The sequence below is a fragment of the Mycobacterium sp. MUNTM1 genome, assembly GCF_054660795.1.
In genome coordinates this window covers 12,575-30,316 of record NZ_BAAGDE010000037.1, presented here as the reverse complement: position 1 = coordinate 30,316, position 17,742 = coordinate 12,575, and the positions used below count along the sequence as shown (strand labels likewise).

Below are 17,742 nucleotides of genomic sequence, written 5' to 3'. Positions count from 1 at the left end.
AAATCCGACAATTCCCAGAAGTCGCAGGACTCGCCGGCCGGGGAATCCGCCGGCCGGCGGCGCGCCGTGATGCGGCTGCTGCGGGCCTCGCCGGATCCGATGAGCATCGCCGGAATCGCCACCGTGCTGGGCGTGCACCCCAACACCGTCCGCTTCCACCTCGACGGCCTGGTCGCCGACGGGCAGGTCGAGCACGTCGAACTGGATCGAAAGGGGCCGGGGCGTCCGCCGTTGATGTTTCGCGCGGTCCGGCAGATGGATCGCGGCGGGCCCCGGCACTATCGCCTGCTGGCCGAAATCCTGGCCACGGCGTTCGCCACCGAGCGCGATCCCGGGCCCAAGGCCCTGGCCGCGGGCCGCGCCTGGGGGCAGAAGATGGAGGCCGAACTGCCCGCGGTGCCCGACGACGCCGACGGCGCCGAAGAGGCCATCGCCCGCCTGATCGATGTGCTCGACGAACTCGGCTTCGCGCCCGAGCGCCGGGTGAGCAACGGCGAGCAGCAGGTCGGCCTGCGGCACTGCCCCTTCCTGGAATTGGCCGAGAACTCCTCGAGTGTCGTCTGTCCGGTGCACCTGGGCCTCATGCAGGGAGCGATGCAAACGTGGGGAGCGCCCGTCTCGGTGGACCGGCTCGACCCGTTCGTCGAGCCGGACCTGTGTCTGGCTCACCTGACACTGGCGGCCAAATGAGCACCGGCACAGCGATTGCCGTCGCGCTGACCTTCATCTGGCTCGGCATGGTGCTGGCCATCTCGTTCCTGGAAGCCCCGCTGAAATTCCGGGCGCCGAATGTGACGTTGCAGGTCGGGCTCGGCATCGGGCGGCTCGTCTTTCGCGCGCTCAACACCGTCGAAGTGGCCTTCGCCCTCGTGATCGGGGCCATCGTGGTGGCCGGCCCCACCCCGGGGGGTGTCGCGGCGGCGATCGCCGTCGCCGTGGTCGCGTTGGCCGTCCAGCTGGTCGCGGTGCGTCCCGTCCTGACCCGTCGCGCCGACAAGGTGCTCGCCGGATCGGACGGACCGCGCTCGCGTGCCCACTACGCCTACGTCGCCCTGGAGGCGGTCAAAGTCGTCGGCCTCGTCGTAGCGGGGATACTGCTACTGAGCGGTTAACGGCAACCCTCAAGGCTCATGCGGGCCTTGCAACTCCGAAGGACCCACTATGGAATCCATCTCGCTGACCGACCTCTCGTCCGAAAAGATCGCCGAAGCCAAGCAATCGCACAGCGGACGGGCCGCCCACACCATCCACGGCGGTCACACGCACGAGCTTCGCCAGACGGTGCTGGCGCTGCTGGCCGGTCACGACTTGTCCGAACACGACAGCCCCGGTGAGGCGACGCTGCAGGTGCTGCAGGGCCACGTGCGCCTGACGACCGGCGGTGAAGCCTGGGACGGAAAGGCCGGTGAATACGTCGCGATTCCCCCCGAACGTCACGCCCTGCACGCGGTCGAGGACTCGGTGGTCCTGCTGACCGTGCTGAAGACGATTCCCTCGGCGCACTAGCCGCCGATGCTGTCGACGCCCTGGTCAACGAAATTCGGTCTGCGGGTCCCCATCGTCAACGCCCCGATGGGCGGGGTCGCCGGTGGCCGCCTGGCCGCGGCGGTCACCCGCGCCGGCGGACTCGGCATGGTCGGCATGGGCAGCGTCGCGACCAGGGAGCTGCTCGCCGAGCAGCTACGGCACGTCGACGGGCGGTTCGGCATCGGCATGGTCGACTGGGTGATGCGCAACGAGGCCGGCCTGCTCGAGGACGCGCTGGCCGCGCGGCCCGCCCTGCTGTCGGTCAGCTTCGGCACCGAATGGTCGTGGGTCGCCAAGGCGCATGACGCCGGAATCCCCACCGTCACACAGGTTTACGACAGCACCGGGGCGCGCCAGGCCGTCGACGCCGGCGTGGACATCCTGGTCGCGCGCGGCTCCGAGGGCGGCGGGCACGGCGAAAACAAGCTGGGGCTGCTGCCGCTGCTGGACGCCGTTTTGGACGCCGTCTCCGTCCCGGTGCTGGCCGGCGGGGGTGTCGCCTCGGCGCGCAGCCTGGCCGCGGTGCTGGCCGCCGGCGCCAGCGGAGCGTGGGTGGGCACCCGGCTGTCGGCATGCCCGGAGGCGCTGACCGGCGACACCGGTCGCCGGGCGCTGGTCACGGCGACCGAAACCGGTACCGCGGTCACCCGTGTGTTCGACGTCGCCAAGGGGCTGCCGTGGCCGGCGCGGTTCCCGTCGCGGGTTTTGGCCAACGACTTCGTCGAGCACTGGACGGGCCACGAGGAGGCGCTGGACGCGGGGGCCTGCGACGAGCTGGCCGCCGCCATCGCCGCCGGGGACTGCCGGATCGCGCCGGTGGACGCCGGGCAGGGCGTCGGGATGATCCGCGACGACGCGTCCGTGGCCGACGTCATAGACGAGATGTGTACGGGCGCCGAGGAATTGCTGTCCCGCTGGGGTGGGGCGCGTTAGCCGTCAGACCGCGCGCAGGTAGCGCCTGGCGATGAGGCGCTGACCCATCTTCACCACCGGCCCGCCGGCCTTGCTCCACCAGGTCGCGGGCCGGGAGAAGGCGGACACCTCCGCGTACACCGCCGAAGTCGCCGGGTCGCGACGAACCACGAAGCGTTCCTCACCGGATTCCGGATGGCCCGGCAGGGTGCCGTAGCCGAAGCCGCGGATGTCGGGTTCGTCGACGACATAGACGACGCGACACGGCGCCGGCAGAAAGCCCATCTTCACCACCACCACCGCGTCGACGACGGCGATCTCGGAACTGGCCTGCACCCGCAGCCCGGACCCGCGCTGCATGCCCCAGCGCATGACGGCGGCCGCGGCATGCTCGAAACGCTGTTCGCCGGTGCCGATCTGGCGCTCGGCGTGTTGATGGTCGTAGCCGGCGGGCAGTTCGCCGGACGCCGTCGCCCCCACTTCGGCGTAGGTCAGCGGGAGTTCCTCGAGCGCTCGTAGGTCCACGTGCCCAGCTTGCCACGCCGGGATGCGCGGCCGCATTCGGCGCGTACGGTCGTAAAAGTGACCGTAGAAAACTCAGAAAACGTTGCACCGAAAGGCGAAGCCTCCGGAACCTTCACCTTCGGCGGCGACCTGACCGTCAACCGACTCGGCTTCGGCGCCATGCGCCTGACGGCGAAGGGCGTGTGGGGCCCGCCCGACGACCGTGCCGAATGCGTCCGGGTGCTGCGCCGGGCCGTCGAACTCGGCGTGAACTTCATCGACACCGCCGACTCCTACGGCCCCTACGTGTCCGAGGACATCATCCGCGAGGCGCTGCATCCCTACAACGGTCTGGTGATCGCGACCAAGGCGGGCCTGCTGCGCACCGGCCCGGACGTCTGGATCCCGTTGGGCAATCCGAGCTACCTGCGCCAGGAATGCGAGATGAGCCTGCGCCGGCTGGGCGTGGACACCATCGACCTGTTCCAGCTGCACCGCATCGACTCGAACTTCCCGCTGGAAGATCAGGTGGGCGAGCTGCTCACGCTGAAGAACGAGGGCAAGATCCGCCACATCGGCCTGTCCGAGATCGACGTCGACCAGCTGAATGCGGCCCTGCGCATCACCGAGATCGTGTCGGTGCAGAACATGTACAACCTGACGTCCCGCGGCGCCGAGCCGCTGCTGGACGCCGCGACCAAACAGGGCATCGGGTTCATCCCGTGGTTCCCGCTGGCCGCCGGGCCGCTGGCGGCCCCCGACGGCCCGCTGCAGCGCATCGCCGCCGAACACCACGCGTCGCCGTCGCAGCTGGCGTTGGCGTGGCTGTTGAAGCGCTCGCCGGTGATGGTGCCCATCCCGGGCACGTCCAAGGTCGCGCACCTGGAGGAAAACGTCGCCGCCGCCCAGATCGAGCTGTCCGACGACGAATTCGAAACGTTGTCGGCAACCGGCGCGCAGCAGCCCGTCTAACCACCGCGCGAAAGGCCGCCCGCCGGGCAATACGGTGTTGTGGTGGCCGAACAGCAGCGACACCCCGGCGGCGGGTTCAATCCGCCGGAACCGACGACCAAGGGCGGGCCCGACTATGGCAGGTTCATCGACGCGGTGCGCTCGTTGCAGGACCGCGCCCGCGCCGCCGACGCGCCCGACGAGGTGATCACCGAGGCCGCTGACCTGCTGGAGAAGGTGTCGGCGCTGCTGGCGCCGTACGACGCCGACGAGTGGGCGTCGCCGTCGGGCCGGCGGATGGACCTGCCGATGCGCGGCAACATCCTGACGATCCCGATGTCGGCGCACAAGGGCGAGGACGGCCGGATCCACGGCCGGGCCCGCTTCGCGAGGTTCCACCTGGGCCGCAACGGCGCCGTGCACGGCGGCGCGCTCGGGATGCTGTTCGACTCCGTCCTCGGGTTGTCGGCGTCGGTGCTCACCGGCAACCCGCGGCAGCGCACCGCATACCTCAAGATCGACTACCGCCACATCGTCCCGGTGGAAAAGGAATTGCAGTTCGAGGCGGGCATCGACCGGGTGGACGGGCGGAAGATCTTTGTGTCGGGCCGGTTGACCGACGGCGATCAGTTGCTGACCGAAGCCGACGCGCTGTTCGTGCGGCTCAAGCCTGGCCAGCCCTGAGCGCGGTCTTTCAGGAAGCGTCGAGACATCAACCATGCACACCGGCACCGGCGTGTCGGGTATGCGGTTTAAGTGTCGCGATAGCGCCCCGCCCCGGGGCCCTTAATGCCTCGGGTTCTGTCGAGGTCCGCCCCGATAGCATGGTCGTCGACCCATCAACCCCTTGGAGACCACCGCAATGACCGCCGCCGCAGAGCCCACCCCAGCAGCCCCGATCCGGGTGCCTGCCGGGACCACCGCGGCCGCCGCGGTAGGCGAGGCCGGGTTGCCGCGCCGGGGCACGCCCGACGCGATCGTGGTGGTGCGCGACGCTGACGGCAAGCTGCGCGACCTGAGTTGGACGCCGGACGCCGACGCCGAGGTCGTCCCGGTGGCCGCCAACACCGACGACGGCCGCAGCGTCATCCGGCACTCGGCCGCACACGTGCTGGCCCAGGCCGTCCAGGACCTGTTCCCGCACGCCAAATTGGGGATCGGGCCGCCGATCACCGACGGGTTCTATTACGACTTCGACGTGACCGAGCCGTTCACGCCGGAGGATCTGACCAAGCTGGAAAAGCGGATGCGCCAGATCGTCAAGGACGGACAGCTGTTCGACCGGCGGGTCTACGCGTCCAAGGACGCCGCGCGCGCCGAGCTGGCCGACGAGCCCTACAAGCTCGAACTCGTCGACGACAAGTCCGGCGACCCCGACGTCATGGAGGTCGGCGGCGACGAGCTGACCGCCTACGACAACCTGAATCCCCGTACCCGGGAACGGGTTTGGGGTGACCTGTGCCGGGGACCGCACATCCCGACCACCAAGCACATTCCGGCGTTCAAGCTGACCCGCAGCTCGGCCGCCTACTGGCGTGGCGACCAGAGCAACGCGAGCCTGCAACGCATCTACGGCACCGCCTGGGAGTCGCAGGAGGCGCTGGACAAGCACCTGGAGCTGCTCGAGGAGGCGCAGCGCCGCGACCACCGCAGGCTGGGTGTCGAGCTGGACCTGTTCAGCTTTCCCGACGAAATCGGTTCCGGCCTAGCGGTTTTCCATCCCAAGGGCGGCATCATCCGTCGCGAGCTGGAGGAGTACTCGCGACGCAAGCACATCGAGGCCGGATACGAGTTCGTCAATACCCCGCACATCACCAAGGAGCAGCTGTACATCACCTCGGGCCACCTCGAGTGGTATGCCGACGGCATGTACCCGCCGATGCACCTGGACGCGGAGTTCAACGCGGACGGGACGGTGCGCAAGCCGGGGCAGGACTACTACCTCAAGCCGATGAACTGCCCGATGCACCACCTGATCTACCGGTCGCGCGGCCGGTCCTATCGCGAGCTTCCGTTGCGGCTCTTCGAGTTCGGCAGCGTGTACCGCTACGAGAAGTCGGGTGTGGTGCACGGGCTGACCCGGGTGCGCGGCATGACCCAGGACGACGCCCACATCTATTGCACGCGAGAGCAGATGCGCGACGAGCTGACCTCGCTGCTGCGCTTCGTGCTCGATCTGCTGGCCGACTACGGGCTCAACGACTTCTACCTGGAGCTGTCCACCAAGGACCCGGAGAAGTACTCGGGCTCCGACGAGATGTGGGACGAGGCCACCGAGGTCCTGCGGGAGGTCGCCGAGGCCTCCGGGCTGCATTTCGTTCCCGACCCCGGTGGCGCCGCGTTCTATGGCCCGAAGATCTCGGTGCAGGTCAAGGATGCGCTGGGCCGCAGCTGGCAGATGTCGACCATTCAGCTCGACTTCAACATGCCGGACCGCTTCGAGCTGGAATACACCGCGTCGGACGGGTCGCGGCAGCGGCCGGTGCTGATCCACCGGGCGCTGTTCGGGTCGATCGAGCGGTTCTTCGGCATCCTCACCGAGCACTACGCGGGGGCCTTCCCGGCGTGGCTGGCACCGGTGCAGGCGGTGGGCATCCCGGTCGCCGACGAGCACGTGGAATACCTGGAAAGCGTTGCCGCACAACTCAAGTCGCACGGGGTGCGCGTCGAGGTGGACTCCAGCGACGACCGGATGGCCAAGAAGATCGTCAACCACACCGCCCAGCGGGTGCCGTTCATGCTGCTGGCCGGTGACCGCGACGTGCAGGCCGGCGCGGTCAGCTTCCGCTTCGGTGACCGCACGCAGATCAACGGCGTGCCACGTGACAGCGCCGTCGATGCGATCGTGAAGTGGATCGCCGACCGCGAGAATTCCGTGCCCACAGCAGAATTGGTGAAAGTGTCGAGTGGTGAGTGACCGTGAGTGATCGCGAACCGGCCGAGCGGGACGCCGACGACACCATCCTGGACAGGGGGGTCGGCGAGGAGGATCACCTGCAGCGGTTGTGGACGCCCTACCGGATGACCTATCTGGCCGAAGCGCCGATGAAGCGCGACAACGGCAAGACCGAGCAGCCGTTCACCGACATTCCGCACCTCACCGACGAAGACGGCTTGGTGGTCGCCCGCGGCGAGCTCGTCTACGCCGTGCTCAACCTCTACCCCTACAACCCCGGACACCTGATGGTGGTGCCCTACCGGCGGGTCTCCGAGCTCGAAGACCTGACCGATCCGGAAAGCGCGGAGCTGATGTCCTTCATTCAGAAGGCGATTCGCGTCATCAAGAACGTCTCGCGGCCGCACGGTTTCAACGTCGGCCTGAACCTCGGGACGTCGGCCGGGGGTTCGCTGGCCGAACACCTGCACGTGCACGTGGTGCCGCGCTGGGGTGGCGACGCGAACTTCATCACGATCATCGGCGGGTCGAAGGTGATCCCGCAATTGCTGCGCGAGACGCGCCAGCTGCTGGCCACGGAGTGGACAAAGCAACCATGAGCAAAATGCCGTTCCTGTCGCGGGCGGCGTTCGCGCGGCTGACCACCCCGACCGCACGGGCATGCCTGCGGCTGGGATTGACCCCCGACGTCGTCACCATCCTGGGCACCATCGTCGCGGTGGCCGGGGCGCTGACGCTGTTCCCGATGGGCAAGCTGTTCGCCGGCACGCTGGTGGTCTGGTTCTTCGTCCTGTTCGACATGCTCGACGGGGCGATGGCTCGCGAACGCGGCGGCGGCACCCGATTCGGCGCGGTGCTGGACGCCACCTGCGACCGGGTCAGCGACGGCGCGGTGTTCTGCGGGCTCTTGTGGTGGATCGCCTTCGGCCTGCACGACAAGCTGCTGGCGGTCGCCACGCTGATCTGCCTGGTCACCTCGCAGGTGATCTCCTACATCAAGGCCCGCGCCGAAGCGAGTGGGCTGCGCGGCGACGGCGGCCTGATCGAGCGGCCGGAACGGTTGATCATCGTGCTGGTCGGCGCCGGCCTGTCGGACCTTCCGGTGTATCCGTTGCCATGGGCGCTGCCGGTCGCGATGTGGGTGCTGGCGGTGGCCAGCCTCATCACCTGCGGGCAGCGGTTGCACAAGGTGCGCACCTCGCCGGGCGCGACCGATAGGTTGGTGATCGAGCCGTGATTTCCACTCCGCCGGGCATGAAAATGATTGGGGCACAACGCCGGATGGCCCGCCAGCTGGCGAGCCGAACGGTGGGCCGTTTGACGGGCGGGATGGGCGCCGACTGGGCGTACGCGTCCGGCTGGATGGCGGTGCGGGCGATGCCGGAGTTCGCCGCTCGCAACGCCTTTGAGGCCGGCGCGCGCTACGCCGCCCGCGGCGGCGGCCCCGAGCAGCTGCGCAAGAACCTGGCCCGTGTGATCGGGGTGCCACCCGAGGAGGTGCCCGACTCGCTGATGCGGGCCTCGCTGGCCTCCTACGCCCGCTACTGGCGCGAGGCGTTCCGGCTGCCGGGGATGGACCTGGCCGCGTTGGGCCGTGAGCTGCACGACTCGGTCCTGGGGCAAGACCACATCGAGGCGGCGCTGTCCAGCGGTCGTGGCGCGGTGATCGCGTTGCCGCACAGCGGCAACTGGGACATGGCCGGGGTGTGGCTGGCACAGACCCACGGCACCTTCACCACCGTCGCCGAACGACTCAAACCCGAATCGCTGTACCGGCGCTTCATCGCCTACCGCGAACGCCTCGGCTTCGAGGTGCTGCCGCTGTCCGGGGGAGAACGGTCGCCGTTCGACGTGCTGTGCGATCGGCTGCGGGACAACCGGGTGGTGTGCCTGATGGCCGAGCGCGACCTCACCCGCACCGGCGTGCAGGTCGACTTCTTCGGTGAGCCCACGCGGCTGCCGGCCGGCCCGGCGAAGCTCGCCATCGCGACCGGGGCGGCTCTGCTGCCGGCGCACTGCTGGTTCGAGGGCCGCGGCTGGGGCGTCTCCATCCACCCGCCGCTGGACTGCACCAGCGGCGACGTCGACGCGATCACCCAGGCGATGGCCGATCAATTCGAGAAGAACGTCGCCGCCCACCCCCAGGACTGGCACATGATGCAGCCGCAGTGGCTGGCCGACCTCCCCGAAGCCAAGCAGGCCCGGCTGAAGGACACCTGATGCGGATCGGGATGGTCTGCCCCTACTCGTTCGACGTTCCGGGTGGGGTGCAGTCGCACGTCCTGCAGCTGGCCGAGGTGATGCGCAACCGGGGCCACGACGTCAGCGTGCTCGCGCCCTCCTCGCCGCACGCCGCGCTGCCCGACTACGTCGTCTCGGCGGGCAAGGCCGTCCCGATTCCCTACAACGGATCGGTGGCCCGGCTGCGGTTCGGGCCGGCCACCCACCGCAAGGTGAAAAAATGGCTCGTCGACGGCGATTTCGACGTGCTGCACCTGCACGAGCCCAACGCGCCGAGCCTGTCCATGCTGGCGCTGAACATCGCCGAGGGCCCGATCGTGGCGACGTTTCACACGTCGACCACCAAATCGCTGACGCTGACGGTGTTTCAAGGCATCCTGCGCCCGATGCACGAGAAGATCGTCGGGCGGATCGCGGTCTCCGACCTGGCCCGCCGCTGGCAGATGGAGGCGCTGGGCACCGACGCGGTGGAGATCCCCAACGGCGTCGACGTCGCCTCGTTCGCCTCGGCGCCGCCCCTGGACGGCTATCCCCGCGCCGGCAAGACGGTGCTGTTCCTGGGCCGCTACGACGAGCCGCGCAAGGGCATGTCGGTGCTGCTCGACGCGCTGCCCGGGCTGGTCGAGCGCTTCGGTGACGTGCAACTGCTGGTCGTCGGCCGCGGCGACGAGGACCAATTGCGGCTCCAGGCAGGCGAATTGGTGGACCACATCCGCTTCCTCGGCCAGGTCGACGACGCCGGGAAGGCGTCGGCCATGCGCAGCGCCGACGCGTACTGCGCGCCCAACCTCGGCGGGGAGAGTTTCGGCATCGTGCTGGTCGAGGCGCTGGCCGCCGGCACCCCGGTGGTGGCGAGCGACCTGGACGCCTTCCGGCGCGTGCTGTGCAACGGCGACGTCGGGTGCCTGGTGCCCGTCGGTGACGGCGACGCGCTTGCCGATGCGCTGATCGCGGTGCTGGAGGATGATGTGCTGCGGGAACGTTACGTGACGGCCGGATCGGCCGCCGTCCAGCGCTACGACTGGTCGGTGGTGGCCAGCCAGATCATGCGGGTGTACGAGACGGTCGCCGCGTCAGGCGCCAAGGTTGAGGTGGCCAGTTGATGTCATGGCTGATTGTCGCCGTCGCGGTCTTCGTCGCGGTGCTGGCGGTATTCGGCGCGTGGGCGTACCGGACGGCCAACCGGCTGGACCGGCTGCACGTCCGCTACGACCTGTCCTGGCAGGCGCTCGACGGTGCGCTCGCACGGCGCGCGGTGGTGTCGCGCGCCGTCGCCATCGACGCCTACGGCGGTGCGTCCGAAGGCCGGCGGCTGGCGGCGCTGGCCGACGCCGCGGAGGGCGCGCCGCGCCCCGCGCGGGAAAACGCCGAGAACGAGCTGTCCGCCGCGCTGGCCGTCGTCGATCCGGCATCGTTGCCGGCCGGGCTGATCGCCGAGCTGGCGGACGCTGAGGCCCGGGTGGTGCTGGCCCGTCGCTTCCACAACGACGCGGTCCGGGACACCCTGGCGCTTGCCGAACGGCCCCTGGTGCGGCTGTTCCACCTCGGCGGAACCGCCGCGCTGCCCAGCTATTTCGAGATCGTCGAGCGGCCACACGCCCTGGCCCACGGCGACCACGGCGTCCTCAACCACCGCACCTCGGCGCGCATCGTGCTGCTCGACGACACCGGCGCGGTGCTGCTGCTGTGCGGCTCGGATCCCGCGCTCGCGCAGCAGCACGCGCCGAAGTGGTGGTTCACGGTGGGCGGTGAGGTGCAGCCGGGGGAGCGGCTGGCCGAGGCCGCCGCGCGGGAGCTGGCCGAGGAAACCGGCCTGCGGGTCGCGCCGGGCGAGATGGTCGGGCCGGTATGGCGGCGCGACGAGGTCTTCGAGTTCAACGGCTCGCTGATCGACAGCGAGGAGTTCTACTTCGTCTACCGCACCCAGCGCTTCGAGCCGTCACGCGCGGGCCGGACCGAGCTGGAACGCAGCTACATCCACGGCCACCGCTGGTGTGACGCTGCTGACATCGCTGCGCTGGTCGCGGCGGGGGAGACGGTGTATCCCATGCAACTATCCGGACTGCTCACCGACGCGGCCGCGCTCGCCAGCGGCCGCACCCCCGGGCCGCTGCTGTCGATCCGCTGACTCCGTGGCGTCACCGTGGCCAAAGCGCCTCATTAGACTGGGTCGACAACGGTTGAAGGAGATCATGCAGTGAGTACCGCCCACCCGAGCAACGGGCGAACCGGCACGGCGCGCGTCAAACGCGGCATGGCCGAGATGCTCAAGGGCGGCGTCATCATGGACGTCGTCACCCCCGAGCAGGCCAAGATCGCCGAGGCCGCCGGCGCCGTCGCCGTCATGGCGCTGGAGCGGGTGCCCGCCGACATCCGCGCGCAGGGCGGGGTGTCGCGGATGAGCGACCCGGACATGATCGAGGGCATCATCGCCGCGGTGACCATCCCGGTGATGGCCAAGGCCCGCATCGGCCACTTCGTCGAGGCGCAGATCCTGCAGAGCCTCGGCGTGGACTACGTCGACGAGTCCGAGGTGCTCACCCCCGCCGACTACACCCACCACATCGACAAGTGGAAGTTCACCGTGCCGTTCGTGTGCGGGGCGACCAACCTCGGCGAGGCGCTGCGGCGCATCAGCGAGGGCGCGGCCATGATCCGCTCCAAGGGTGAGGCGGGGACCGGTGACGTCTCCAACGCGACCACGCACATGCGGGCGATCGGCGGCGAGATCCGCCGCCTGACGTCGCTGTCGGAAGACGAATTGTACGTCGCCGCAAAGGAATTACGGGCACCCTACGACCTCGTCGTCGAGGTGGCCCGGGCGGGCAAGCTGCCGGTCACGCTGTTCACCGCGGGCGGCATCGCCACCCCGGCGGACGCGGCGATGATGATGCAGCTCGGCGCCGAGGGCGTGTTCGTGGGTTCGGGCATCTTCAAGTCCGGCGACCCCGCGCAGCGCGCCGCCGCGATTGTCAAGGCGACCACCTTCTACGACGATCCCGACGTGCTGGCCAAGGTGTCGCGCGGGCTGGGCGAGGCGATGGTGGGCATCAACGTCGAGCAGATCGCGGAGCCCCATCGGCTGGCCGAACGCGGCTGGTAAAAACTTCTCCGTGGCGATCGAAGAGATCCTCGATCTCGAGCAGCTCGAGGTCAACATCTACCGTGGCAGCATCTTCAGCCCAGAGTCGGGCTTCCTGCAGCGCACCTTCGGGGGCCATGTAGCCGGCCAGTCGCTGGTGTCGGCGGTGCGCACCGTCGACCCGCAGTATCAGGTGCACTCGCTGCACGGTTATTTCCTGCGGCCCGGCGACGCCTTGGCGCGCACGATTTTCATCGTCGAGCGCTCCCGCGACGGCGGCTCGTTCGCCACCCGGCGGGTGAACGCCATTCAGCACGGGGAAATCATCTTCAGCATGGGCGCGTCCTTTCATACCGATCAGGAGGGCATTCACCACCAGGACCCGATGCCGGCCGCGCCGCCGCCCGACGGGCTGCCGGGCCTGGATTCGATCAAGGTGTTCGACGACGCCGGATTCAAGCAGTTCGAGGAGTGGGACGTCTGCATCGTGCCGCGCGAGCGCCTGCACCTGCTGCCCGGCAAGGCGTCGCAGCAGCAGGTCTGGTTCCGCCACCGCGACCCGCTGCCGGACGACCCGGTGCTGCACATCTGCGCGCTGGCCTACATGAGCGACCTGACCCTGCTCGGATCGGCCCAGGTCACCCATCTCGACGTGCGGGAGCACCTGCAGGTGGCCTCGCTGGACCACGCGATGTGGTTCATGCGCCCGTTCCGGGCCGACGAGTGGCTGCTCTACGACCAGAGCTCGCCGTCGGCCAGCGGCGGTCGCGCGCTGTGCCAGGGCAAGATCTTCACGCAGTCCGGCGAGATGGTGGCGGCCGTCATGCAGGAGGGGCTGACCCGCTTCAAACGCGGATACCAGCCGACCCACCCGTGAGCGCGCCGCGGATCGGGGTCCTGGCGCTGCAGGGGGACACCCGCGAGCACCTGGCGGCCCTGCGCGAGGCCGGGGCCGAGTCGATGCCGGTGCGCCGGCGCGGCGAGCTCGAGGCGGTCGACGGGCTGGTCATTCCCGGTGGGGAATCGACCACCATGAGCCACCTGCTGCTCGACCTCGGCCTGCTCGAGCCGCTGCGGGGCCTGCTGGCCGACGGCTTGCCCGCCTACGGGGCCTGCGCCGGGATGATCCTGCTGGCCAGCGAGATCCTGGACGCGGGCGCGGGCGGGCGCGAGGCGCTGCCGCTGCGCGCGATTGATATGACGGTGCGGCGCAACGCTTTTGGACGGCAGGTCGATTCGTTCGAGGGTGACATTGCGTTCGCGGGGCTGAGCGATCCGGTGCGCGCGGTGTTCATCCGCGCGCCCTGGGTCGAGCGCGTCGGTGACGGCGTGGAGGTGCTGGCCAGGGCGGCCGGGCACGTCGTCGCGGTGAAGCAGGGCCGCAAGCTGGCCACGGCGTTTCACCCGGAGATGACGGGCGACCGGCGCATCCACCACCTGTTCGTCGACCTTGTCACCGGCTGAGCCTGAGGGGCGATGGCCACGCTGGTGTGACGTTCGGCCGCGACTGCCACGCTGGCGTGACTCGGCGATGTCGGCGCCCACGTAGACTCGTTGAGCGGAGTTACGCGAAACAGCATGCAAAAGAAGAGGTAAGAGACACCGATGAGCGGCCATTCCAAGTGGGCCACCACCAAGCACCAGAAGGCCGTCAAAGACGCGCGGCGTGGCAAGGAGTTTGCCCGGCTGATCAAGAACATCGAGGTTGCCGCCCGGACCGGCGGCGGTGACCCGGCGGGCAACCCGACGCTGTACGACGCCATTCAGAAGGCGAAGAAAACCTCGGTGCCCAACGACAACATCGAGCGCGCCCGCAAGCGCGGCGCGGGCGAGGAAGCCGGCGGTGCCGACTACCAGACGATCATGTACGAGGGCTACGGCCCCAACGGCGTGGCGGTGCTGATCGAGTGCCTCACCGACAACCGCAACCGCGCGGCCGGCGAGGTCCGGGTGGCGGTGACCCGCAACGGCGGCAACATGGCCGATCCGGGATCGGTGTCCTACCTGTTCACCCGCAAGGGCGTCGTCACGCTGGAGAAGAACGGCCTGACCGAAGACGACGTGCTGACCGCCGTGCTGGACGCCGGCGCCGAGGACGTCAACGACCTTGGTGAGAGCTTCGAGATCATCTCCGAGCCGACCGACCTGGTGGCTGTGCGCAGCGCGCTGCAGGACGCCGGTATCGACTACGAATCGGCCGAGGCCAGCTTCCAGCCGTCGGTCAGCGTGCCCGTCGACGTCGAGGGCGCTCGGAAGGTGTTCAAGCTGGTCGATGCGCTGGAGGACAGCGACGACGTGCAGAACGTCTGGACCAACGTCGACCTGTCCGACGAGGTGCTCGCGGCCCTCGACGAGGACTGAACGTTACGACACCACGCCGAGTTTCTCGGTCAGCGTCAGCCAGTCGGCCCCCGAGACCACATAGGCGGGCGGGTCGTTGGTGACGGGTACCTGTCTGCCCCACGCAAATCGCTGCTTCAACCCCTCGAAATCGTGGCATCCGACGGTGAGTGGCTGCGCGCCGGGAATGCGTAAGGTCACGGCGGGCATGGTGGAAAAGTGCTGGCCCGCAACGTCTTCGCCGCCAAGCCGATAGGTGGACGGTGCCGTGGTCACCCGTGCGAGCGGGGCCGAAGCGGTGAGCTCGTTGCTAGCTGCGTCGATCACCCGGATCGTGTGGTCGTCGATATCGATGAACAGTTGCGGCTCGTAGAGCGATTGCATCAGCCGTTGCTTCTTCAGGAGCGCAAACGGCCCCATCTGCTGGATCAGCAAGGGATTGGGAAACGTCACGCAGCGAACCGGATCCCCGGGTGCCGGTTCGCTCGCGGCCACCCCGCGCCAGCGACCGCTGAGGGACAGCAGCGCGTGGAAGTCCGACTGTGGCAGCCAGGCGTCGACGAGCAGCACGGGCGGGGCGCTGAGCGGTGTCGCTGGACCGACGCGACAATCGCGCCCGCCGAGAATGAAGCGGTGACGGCCGCGTTGCAGGTGCAGCGCCATTCCCGAGGTCGCCCACAGGCCCAGCTGCGCGTCGGTGAATGAAAACACATCACCGCGGCGCCGATCGATGGTGATGCCCTCGGGCGTGACCGCGAGCCGATACTTGCGACGCCATCGCCAGAGGAACAGGGCGCCAACGGCCAGCCCCACCACCGCCAGCAACGCCAGCCAGCCGTAGGCGATCACCCAGCCAGGGATATCCGGGACGGACGAGTGGCCGCCCCGCGACTGCCCGAACGTGCGCGCAAGCATCGTCCCCACCACGAGCAGGACGATCGACCAGAAACCGATTTGGATGTAGATAGTCGCCCGCCTGCCGGTCAACTTCGTCCAGTTGGGCGAGTAGATCGAGCACGACGCCACGAACTGACGTGACGCGGCCGATTGGTCGTTGACGCTCATCCGTGGAACCCCGGGTCCGGCCATGACTCGCAACGTCTTTCGAGCGATGTTCATGCGTGTTCCTTTGGCTTTGTCCCGCGCGTCGCCTGCGTGGCTCGCATTCGCAACTACACCGGGATCGGCACGCTACCGATCCCAACACCGGCCCTTCTCTAGTCGTATCCGTGCCGCATGTCCTCGACGATGCGCGGATTGTCCAGGGTGGACGGCTCCACCGGGCGCGGGCCGATGTCACCGCCGAAGACGCAGGCCGCGTCGAGCACCTGCTGGTTGAGGTAACGCAGCGGGGGCGCGTTGGTGGGCACCTTCGGGGTGGGCGCGACGTCCGCGCGCTGCGCCAGGGCGAATCCCCAGTCACCGAACGTGGGCACGTGCACGTGATACGGCGTCACCGCGTAGCCGGCGGCCCGGATCGTCGAGACCGTGCGCCAATACGCCGTAGGGGTGGAAAACGGGCTGCCCGCCTGCACCACCATCAGCCCACCGGGAGCCAGCGCGCGGGCGACCAGCGCGTAGAACTCCGTCGAGTACAGCCGGCCCAGCACGGGGGTGTTGGGATCGGGCAGGTCGACGATGACCGCGTCGAAGCGGTCCACGTTCGGTCCGCGCAGCCAGGTCATCGCGTCCGCGGTCAGCACGGCCACCCGCGGGTTGTCCAGCGAGCCGCCGTTGGCGGCGCGCAAAGTGGTGCGCGCGATGTCGATCACCGCGGGGTCGAGTTCGACCTGCACGATCTTGGAAATGCCGGGCTGGCGCAGCAATTCGCGGGCCGCCAGGCCGTCGCCGCCGCCGAGCACCAGCACCGAACGCGCGCCGTTGCCCAGGGCGGGGTAGACGAGGCTCTCGGTGTAGCGGTATTCGTCGCGGGTGGAGAACTGCAGGCCCCCGTCGAGATACAGCCGGGTGTCATTGCCGCGGCGGGTCACCACGATCTCCTGATAGGCCGTGTGCCGGTAGGCGACGATGGGATCGGCGTAAAGCCTTTGCCTGCTTGTTGTTTCGACGTCGGCCGAACGCAGCAGCAGGGTGGCGAGCAGTCCCACGGCGGCGGCCAGCGCGCACAGCGCCAGCGCCAGCTGCCGCATCGAAACCACTTGGCGCAGCAGGAAAATCGCCACGACGGCCGCGGCCGCCAGGTTGATCATGCCGGTGGCCGCCGCGCCGCGAATCATGCCCAGCTGCGGCAGCAGCAGGAACGGCCAGACCAGCCCGCCCAGCAGCGCGCCCAGGTAGTCGGCGGCGTTCAGGTTGGCCAGCGTGCGGCCGGCATCGGTGGCGGGGTTTGTTTCGGGGCCTCTCCGGCCCTGGTGCAGCAGCGTCATCAACAGCGGCACCTCGGCACCGACCAGGCCGCCGATCAGCGCCGTGCTCGCCGCCAGCACCCACGTCGACCCGACGGACCCGTCCAAGAACGCGAACACCACATACAGCGCCGCCGCCGACAGCCCGCCGACGATGCCCAGCAGCGCCTCGACGGCGATGAAGGTCATCGCGGCGTGCGCCAGCAGCGGCTTGACCAGCAGCGCCCCCACGCCCAGCGCGGCGATGTAGCCCGCGACGATCAGCGAGGTGGCGACGATCCCGCCGCCGTCCAGGCTGGCCGACAGCGTCAGCAGCGCGAGTTCGTAGATGATGCCGCACGCCGCGCACGCCGCCACGGCGGCCAGCAACACCGCCCGCCACCGTCCCGACACCGCCGCGGGCGGCGTCGCCTCGGGCGCCAGTACCTCGCCCGCCGAACTGAAGGCGCTCATGACACCGCCGCGGCGGTCACCCCTCCCACGGCGAGCAGTATCAGCGCCACCGCGAACGATCCCGGATGCAGCTCCGGCTCGTCGATGTGTTCGTGAAAACTGCCCGGGATCAGCAGGTGCATCGCCAGCAACGCCACGCCCAGCAGGATCACGCCCATCAGCCCGTACACCGCCACGCCGACGAGCCCCTGGCTCAGCTGGCTGTAGCTGTTGGCGATGGCCGTGATGATGACGACCGTCAGGGCGATGTACATCGCGCCCGCCACCACCACGGCGTTGGGCCGGCGGTCGATGAACACCAGCTGGCGCAGCTTTCCCGGGGTCAGCACGTCGACCGCGTAGAACCCGACGAGAAGCACGGCCATGCCGACGACGAAGTACAGGATCGTCGCGACTGCGCCTTTCAGCACGGGATTGAGGTCGACGGTGCCGATCTCGACGGCGAGATACATGGTGTTCTCCTTTGCAGT

General features: G+C 69.1%; 20 protein-coding genes. 16 read left to right on the top strand and 4 right to left on the bottom strand.

The genetic code is table 11. The features are described from left to right. Window positions 1-69: 69 nt before the first annotated feature. The 4 genes from ACYQ8K_RS19930 to ACYQ8K_RS19915 are packed head-to-tail and all read left to right on the top strand — an operon-like array spanning window position 70 to window position 2,460. Window positions 70-690, top strand: coding sequence for a helix-turn-helix transcriptional regulator (locus ACYQ8K_RS19930; protein WP_459971729.1), 621 nt, complete (start codon window positions 70-72; stop codon window positions 688-690). Further along, entirely contained in the window at window positions 687-1,112 is a 426-nt protein-coding gene (locus ACYQ8K_RS19925) for a hypothetical protein (RefSeq protein ID WP_459971663.1), read from the top strand. The genes ACYQ8K_RS19930 and ACYQ8K_RS19925 overlap by 4 nt, the downstream gene beginning before the upstream one ends. A 49-nt stretch (window positions 1,113-1,161) precedes the next feature. Further along, the gene (locus ACYQ8K_RS19920; protein ID WP_459971661.1) at window positions 1,162-1,506 is read left to right on the top strand and encodes a cupin domain-containing protein; all 345 of its coding nucleotides are present in this window, start codon (window positions 1,162-1,164) and stop codon (window positions 1,504-1,506) included. 6 nt (window positions 1,507-1,512) lie between these two features. Then, a complete protein-coding gene (locus ACYQ8K_RS19915) occupies window positions 1,513-2,460 on the top strand; it encodes an NAD(P)H-dependent flavin oxidoreductase (RefSeq protein ID WP_459971659.1) in 948 nt (315 codons plus the stop codon). 3 nt (window positions 2,461-2,463) lie between these two features. Here the strand turns inward: ACYQ8K_RS19915 and ACYQ8K_RS19910 are convergent, their stop codons facing one another. Further along, on the bottom strand, window positions 2,464-2,964 hold the full coding sequence (locus ACYQ8K_RS19910) for a DUF1990 family protein (protein ID WP_459971657.1): 501 nt from the start codon (window positions 2,962-2,964) through the stop codon (window positions 2,464-2,466). 57 nt (window positions 2,965-3,021) lie between these two features. On the opposite strand from ACYQ8K_RS19910, the gene ACYQ8K_RS19905 reads away from it, so the two are divergent. The 12 genes from ACYQ8K_RS19905 (at window position 3,022) to ACYQ8K_RS19850 (ending at window position 14,474) form a co-directional block, all read left to right on the top strand. Next, window positions 3,022-3,915 (top strand): aldo/keto reductase, encoded by an 894-nt coding sequence (locus ACYQ8K_RS19905; RefSeq protein ID WP_459971655.1) that lies wholly within the window; start codon window positions 3,022-3,024, stop codon window positions 3,913-3,915. Window positions 3,916-3,954: 39 nt separating this feature from the next. Then, window positions 3,955-4,578 carry a PaaI family thioesterase gene (locus tag ACYQ8K_RS19900; RefSeq protein ID WP_459971653.1) on the top strand — a complete coding sequence of 208 codons (624 nt, stop codon included), beginning with the start codon at window positions 3,955-3,957 and terminating at the stop codon, window positions 4,576-4,578. A gap of 178 nt (window positions 4,579-4,756) precedes the next feature. After that, window positions 4,757-6,811, top strand: coding sequence for a threonine--tRNA ligase (thrS, locus tag ACYQ8K_RS19895; RefSeq protein ID WP_459971651.1), 2,055 nt, complete (start codon window positions 4,757-4,759; stop codon window positions 6,809-6,811). A gap of 2 nt (window positions 6,812-6,813) precedes the next feature. Beyond that, the gene (locus ACYQ8K_RS19890; RefSeq protein WP_459971649.1) at window positions 6,814-7,389 is read left to right on the top strand and encodes an ATP adenylyltransferase; all 576 of its coding nucleotides are present in this window, start codon (window positions 6,814-6,816) and stop codon (window positions 7,387-7,389) included. Continuing rightward, entirely contained in the window at window positions 7,386-8,027 is a 642-nt protein-coding gene (pgsA, locus tag ACYQ8K_RS19885) for a phosphatidylinositol phosphate synthase (RefSeq protein WP_459971647.1), read from the top strand. Before ACYQ8K_RS19890 ends, pgsA begins: the two co-directional genes overlap by 4 nt. 44 nt (window positions 8,028-8,071) lie before the next feature. Continuing rightward, the gene (locus ACYQ8K_RS19880) at window positions 8,072-9,010 is read left to right on the top strand and encodes a phosphatidylinositol mannoside acyltransferase (RefSeq protein ID WP_459971727.1); all 939 of its coding nucleotides are present in this window, start codon (window positions 8,072-8,074) and stop codon (window positions 9,008-9,010) included. Continuing rightward, window positions 9,010-10,134, top strand: coding sequence for a glycosyltransferase family 4 protein (locus ACYQ8K_RS19875; RefSeq protein ID WP_459971646.1), 1,125 nt, complete (start codon window positions 9,010-9,012; stop codon window positions 10,132-10,134). The genes ACYQ8K_RS19880 and ACYQ8K_RS19875 overlap by 1 nt, the downstream gene beginning before the upstream one ends. Next, the gene (locus tag ACYQ8K_RS19870) at window positions 10,134-11,159 is read left to right on the top strand and encodes an NUDIX hydrolase (RefSeq protein WP_459971645.1); all 1,026 of its coding nucleotides are present in this window, start codon (window positions 10,134-10,136) and stop codon (window positions 11,157-11,159) included. Before ACYQ8K_RS19875 ends, ACYQ8K_RS19870 begins: the two co-directional genes overlap by 1 nt. A 69-nt stretch (window positions 11,160-11,228) precedes the next feature. Further along, the gene (pdxS, locus tag ACYQ8K_RS19865) at window positions 11,229-12,134 is read left to right on the top strand and encodes a pyridoxal 5'-phosphate synthase lyase subunit PdxS (RefSeq protein ID WP_459971643.1); all 906 of its coding nucleotides are present in this window, start codon (window positions 11,229-11,231) and stop codon (window positions 12,132-12,134) included. 10 nt (window positions 12,135-12,144) lie between these two features. Continuing rightward, window positions 12,145-12,990, top strand: coding sequence for an acyl-CoA thioesterase II (tesB, locus tag ACYQ8K_RS19860; protein ID WP_459971641.1), 846 nt, complete (start codon window positions 12,145-12,147; stop codon window positions 12,988-12,990). After that, window positions 12,987-13,577 (top strand): pyridoxal 5'-phosphate synthase glutaminase subunit PdxT, encoded by a 591-nt coding sequence (gene pdxT / locus ACYQ8K_RS19855; RefSeq protein ID WP_459971639.1) that lies wholly within the window; start codon window positions 12,987-12,989, stop codon window positions 13,575-13,577. The genes tesB and pdxT overlap by 4 nt, the downstream gene beginning before the upstream one ends. A 141-nt stretch (window positions 13,578-13,718) precedes the next feature. After that, window positions 13,719-14,474, top strand: a complete 756-nt coding sequence (locus ACYQ8K_RS19850) for a YebC/PmpR family DNA-binding transcriptional regulator (RefSeq protein WP_459971638.1) — start codon at window positions 13,719-13,721, stop codon at window positions 14,472-14,474. A 3-nt stretch (window positions 14,475-14,477) separates the two neighbouring features. On the opposite strand, the gene ACYQ8K_RS19845 is transcribed toward ACYQ8K_RS19850, so the two are convergent. From ACYQ8K_RS19845 to ACYQ8K_RS19835, 3 genes are all read right to left on the bottom strand, one after another. After that, window positions 14,478-15,518 (bottom strand): hypothetical protein, encoded by a 1,041-nt coding sequence (locus ACYQ8K_RS19845; RefSeq protein ID WP_459971636.1) that lies wholly within the window; start codon window positions 15,516-15,518, stop codon window positions 14,478-14,480. A gap of 152 nt (window positions 15,519-15,670) precedes the next feature. Beyond that, window positions 15,671-17,272 (bottom strand): polyamine aminopropyltransferase, encoded by a 1,602-nt coding sequence (locus ACYQ8K_RS19840; RefSeq protein WP_459971635.1) that lies wholly within the window; start codon window positions 17,270-17,272, stop codon window positions 15,671-15,673. Next, window positions 17,269-17,724 (bottom strand): DUF350 domain-containing protein, encoded by a 456-nt coding sequence (locus ACYQ8K_RS19835; protein ID WP_459971726.1) that lies wholly within the window; start codon window positions 17,722-17,724, stop codon window positions 17,269-17,271. Before ACYQ8K_RS19835 ends, ACYQ8K_RS19840 begins: the two co-directional genes overlap by 4 nt. Window positions 17,725-17,742 lie beyond the last annotated feature (18 nt).

Coding starts and splice junctions, on each gene's coding strand:
- ACYQ8K_RS19930 (WP_459971729.1), top strand. CDS start 70: ATGCGGCTGCTGCGGGCCTCGCCGGATCCGATGAGCATCGCCGGAATC.
- ACYQ8K_RS19925 (WP_459971663.1), top strand. CDS start 687: ATGAGCACCGGCACAGCGATTGCCGTCGCGCTGACCTTCATCTGGCTC.
- ACYQ8K_RS19920 (WP_459971661.1), top strand. CDS start 1,162: ATGGAATCCATCTCGCTGACCGACCTCTCGTCCGAAAAGATCGCCGAA.
- ACYQ8K_RS19915 (WP_459971659.1), top strand. CDS start 1,513: ATGCTGTCGACGCCCTGGTCAACGAAATTCGGTCTGCGGGTCCCCATC.
- thrS (WP_459971651.1), top strand. CDS start 4,757: ATGACCGCCGCCGCAGAGCCCACCCCAGCAGCCCCGATCCGGGTGCCT.
- pgsA (WP_459971647.1), top strand. CDS start 7,386: ATGAGCAAAATGCCGTTCCTGTCGCGGGCGGCGTTCGCGCGGCTGACC.
- ACYQ8K_RS19880 (WP_459971727.1), top strand. CDS start 8,072: ATGGCCCGCCAGCTGGCGAGCCGAACGGTGGGCCGTTTGACGGGCGGG.
- ACYQ8K_RS19875 (WP_459971646.1), top strand. CDS start 9,010: ATGCGGATCGGGATGGTCTGCCCCTACTCGTTCGACGTTCCGGGTGGG.
- ACYQ8K_RS19870 (WP_459971645.1), top strand. CDS start 10,134: ATGTCATGGCTGATTGTCGCCGTCGCGGTCTTCGTCGCGGTGCTGGCG.
- ACYQ8K_RS19850 (WP_459971638.1), top strand. CDS start 13,719: ATGAGCGGCCATTCCAAGTGGGCCACCACCAAGCACCAGAAGGCCGTC.
- ACYQ8K_RS19845 (WP_459971636.1), bottom strand. CDS start 15,518: ATGAGCGTCAACGACCAATCGGCCGCGTCACGTCAGTTCGTGGCGTCG.
- ACYQ8K_RS19840 (WP_459971635.1), bottom strand. CDS start 17,272: ATGAGCGCCTTCAGTTCGGCGGGCGAGGTACTGGCGCCCGAGGCGACG.
- ACYQ8K_RS19835 (WP_459971726.1), bottom strand. CDS start 17,724: ATGTATCTCGCCGTCGAGATCGGCACCGTCGACCTCAATCCCGTGCTG.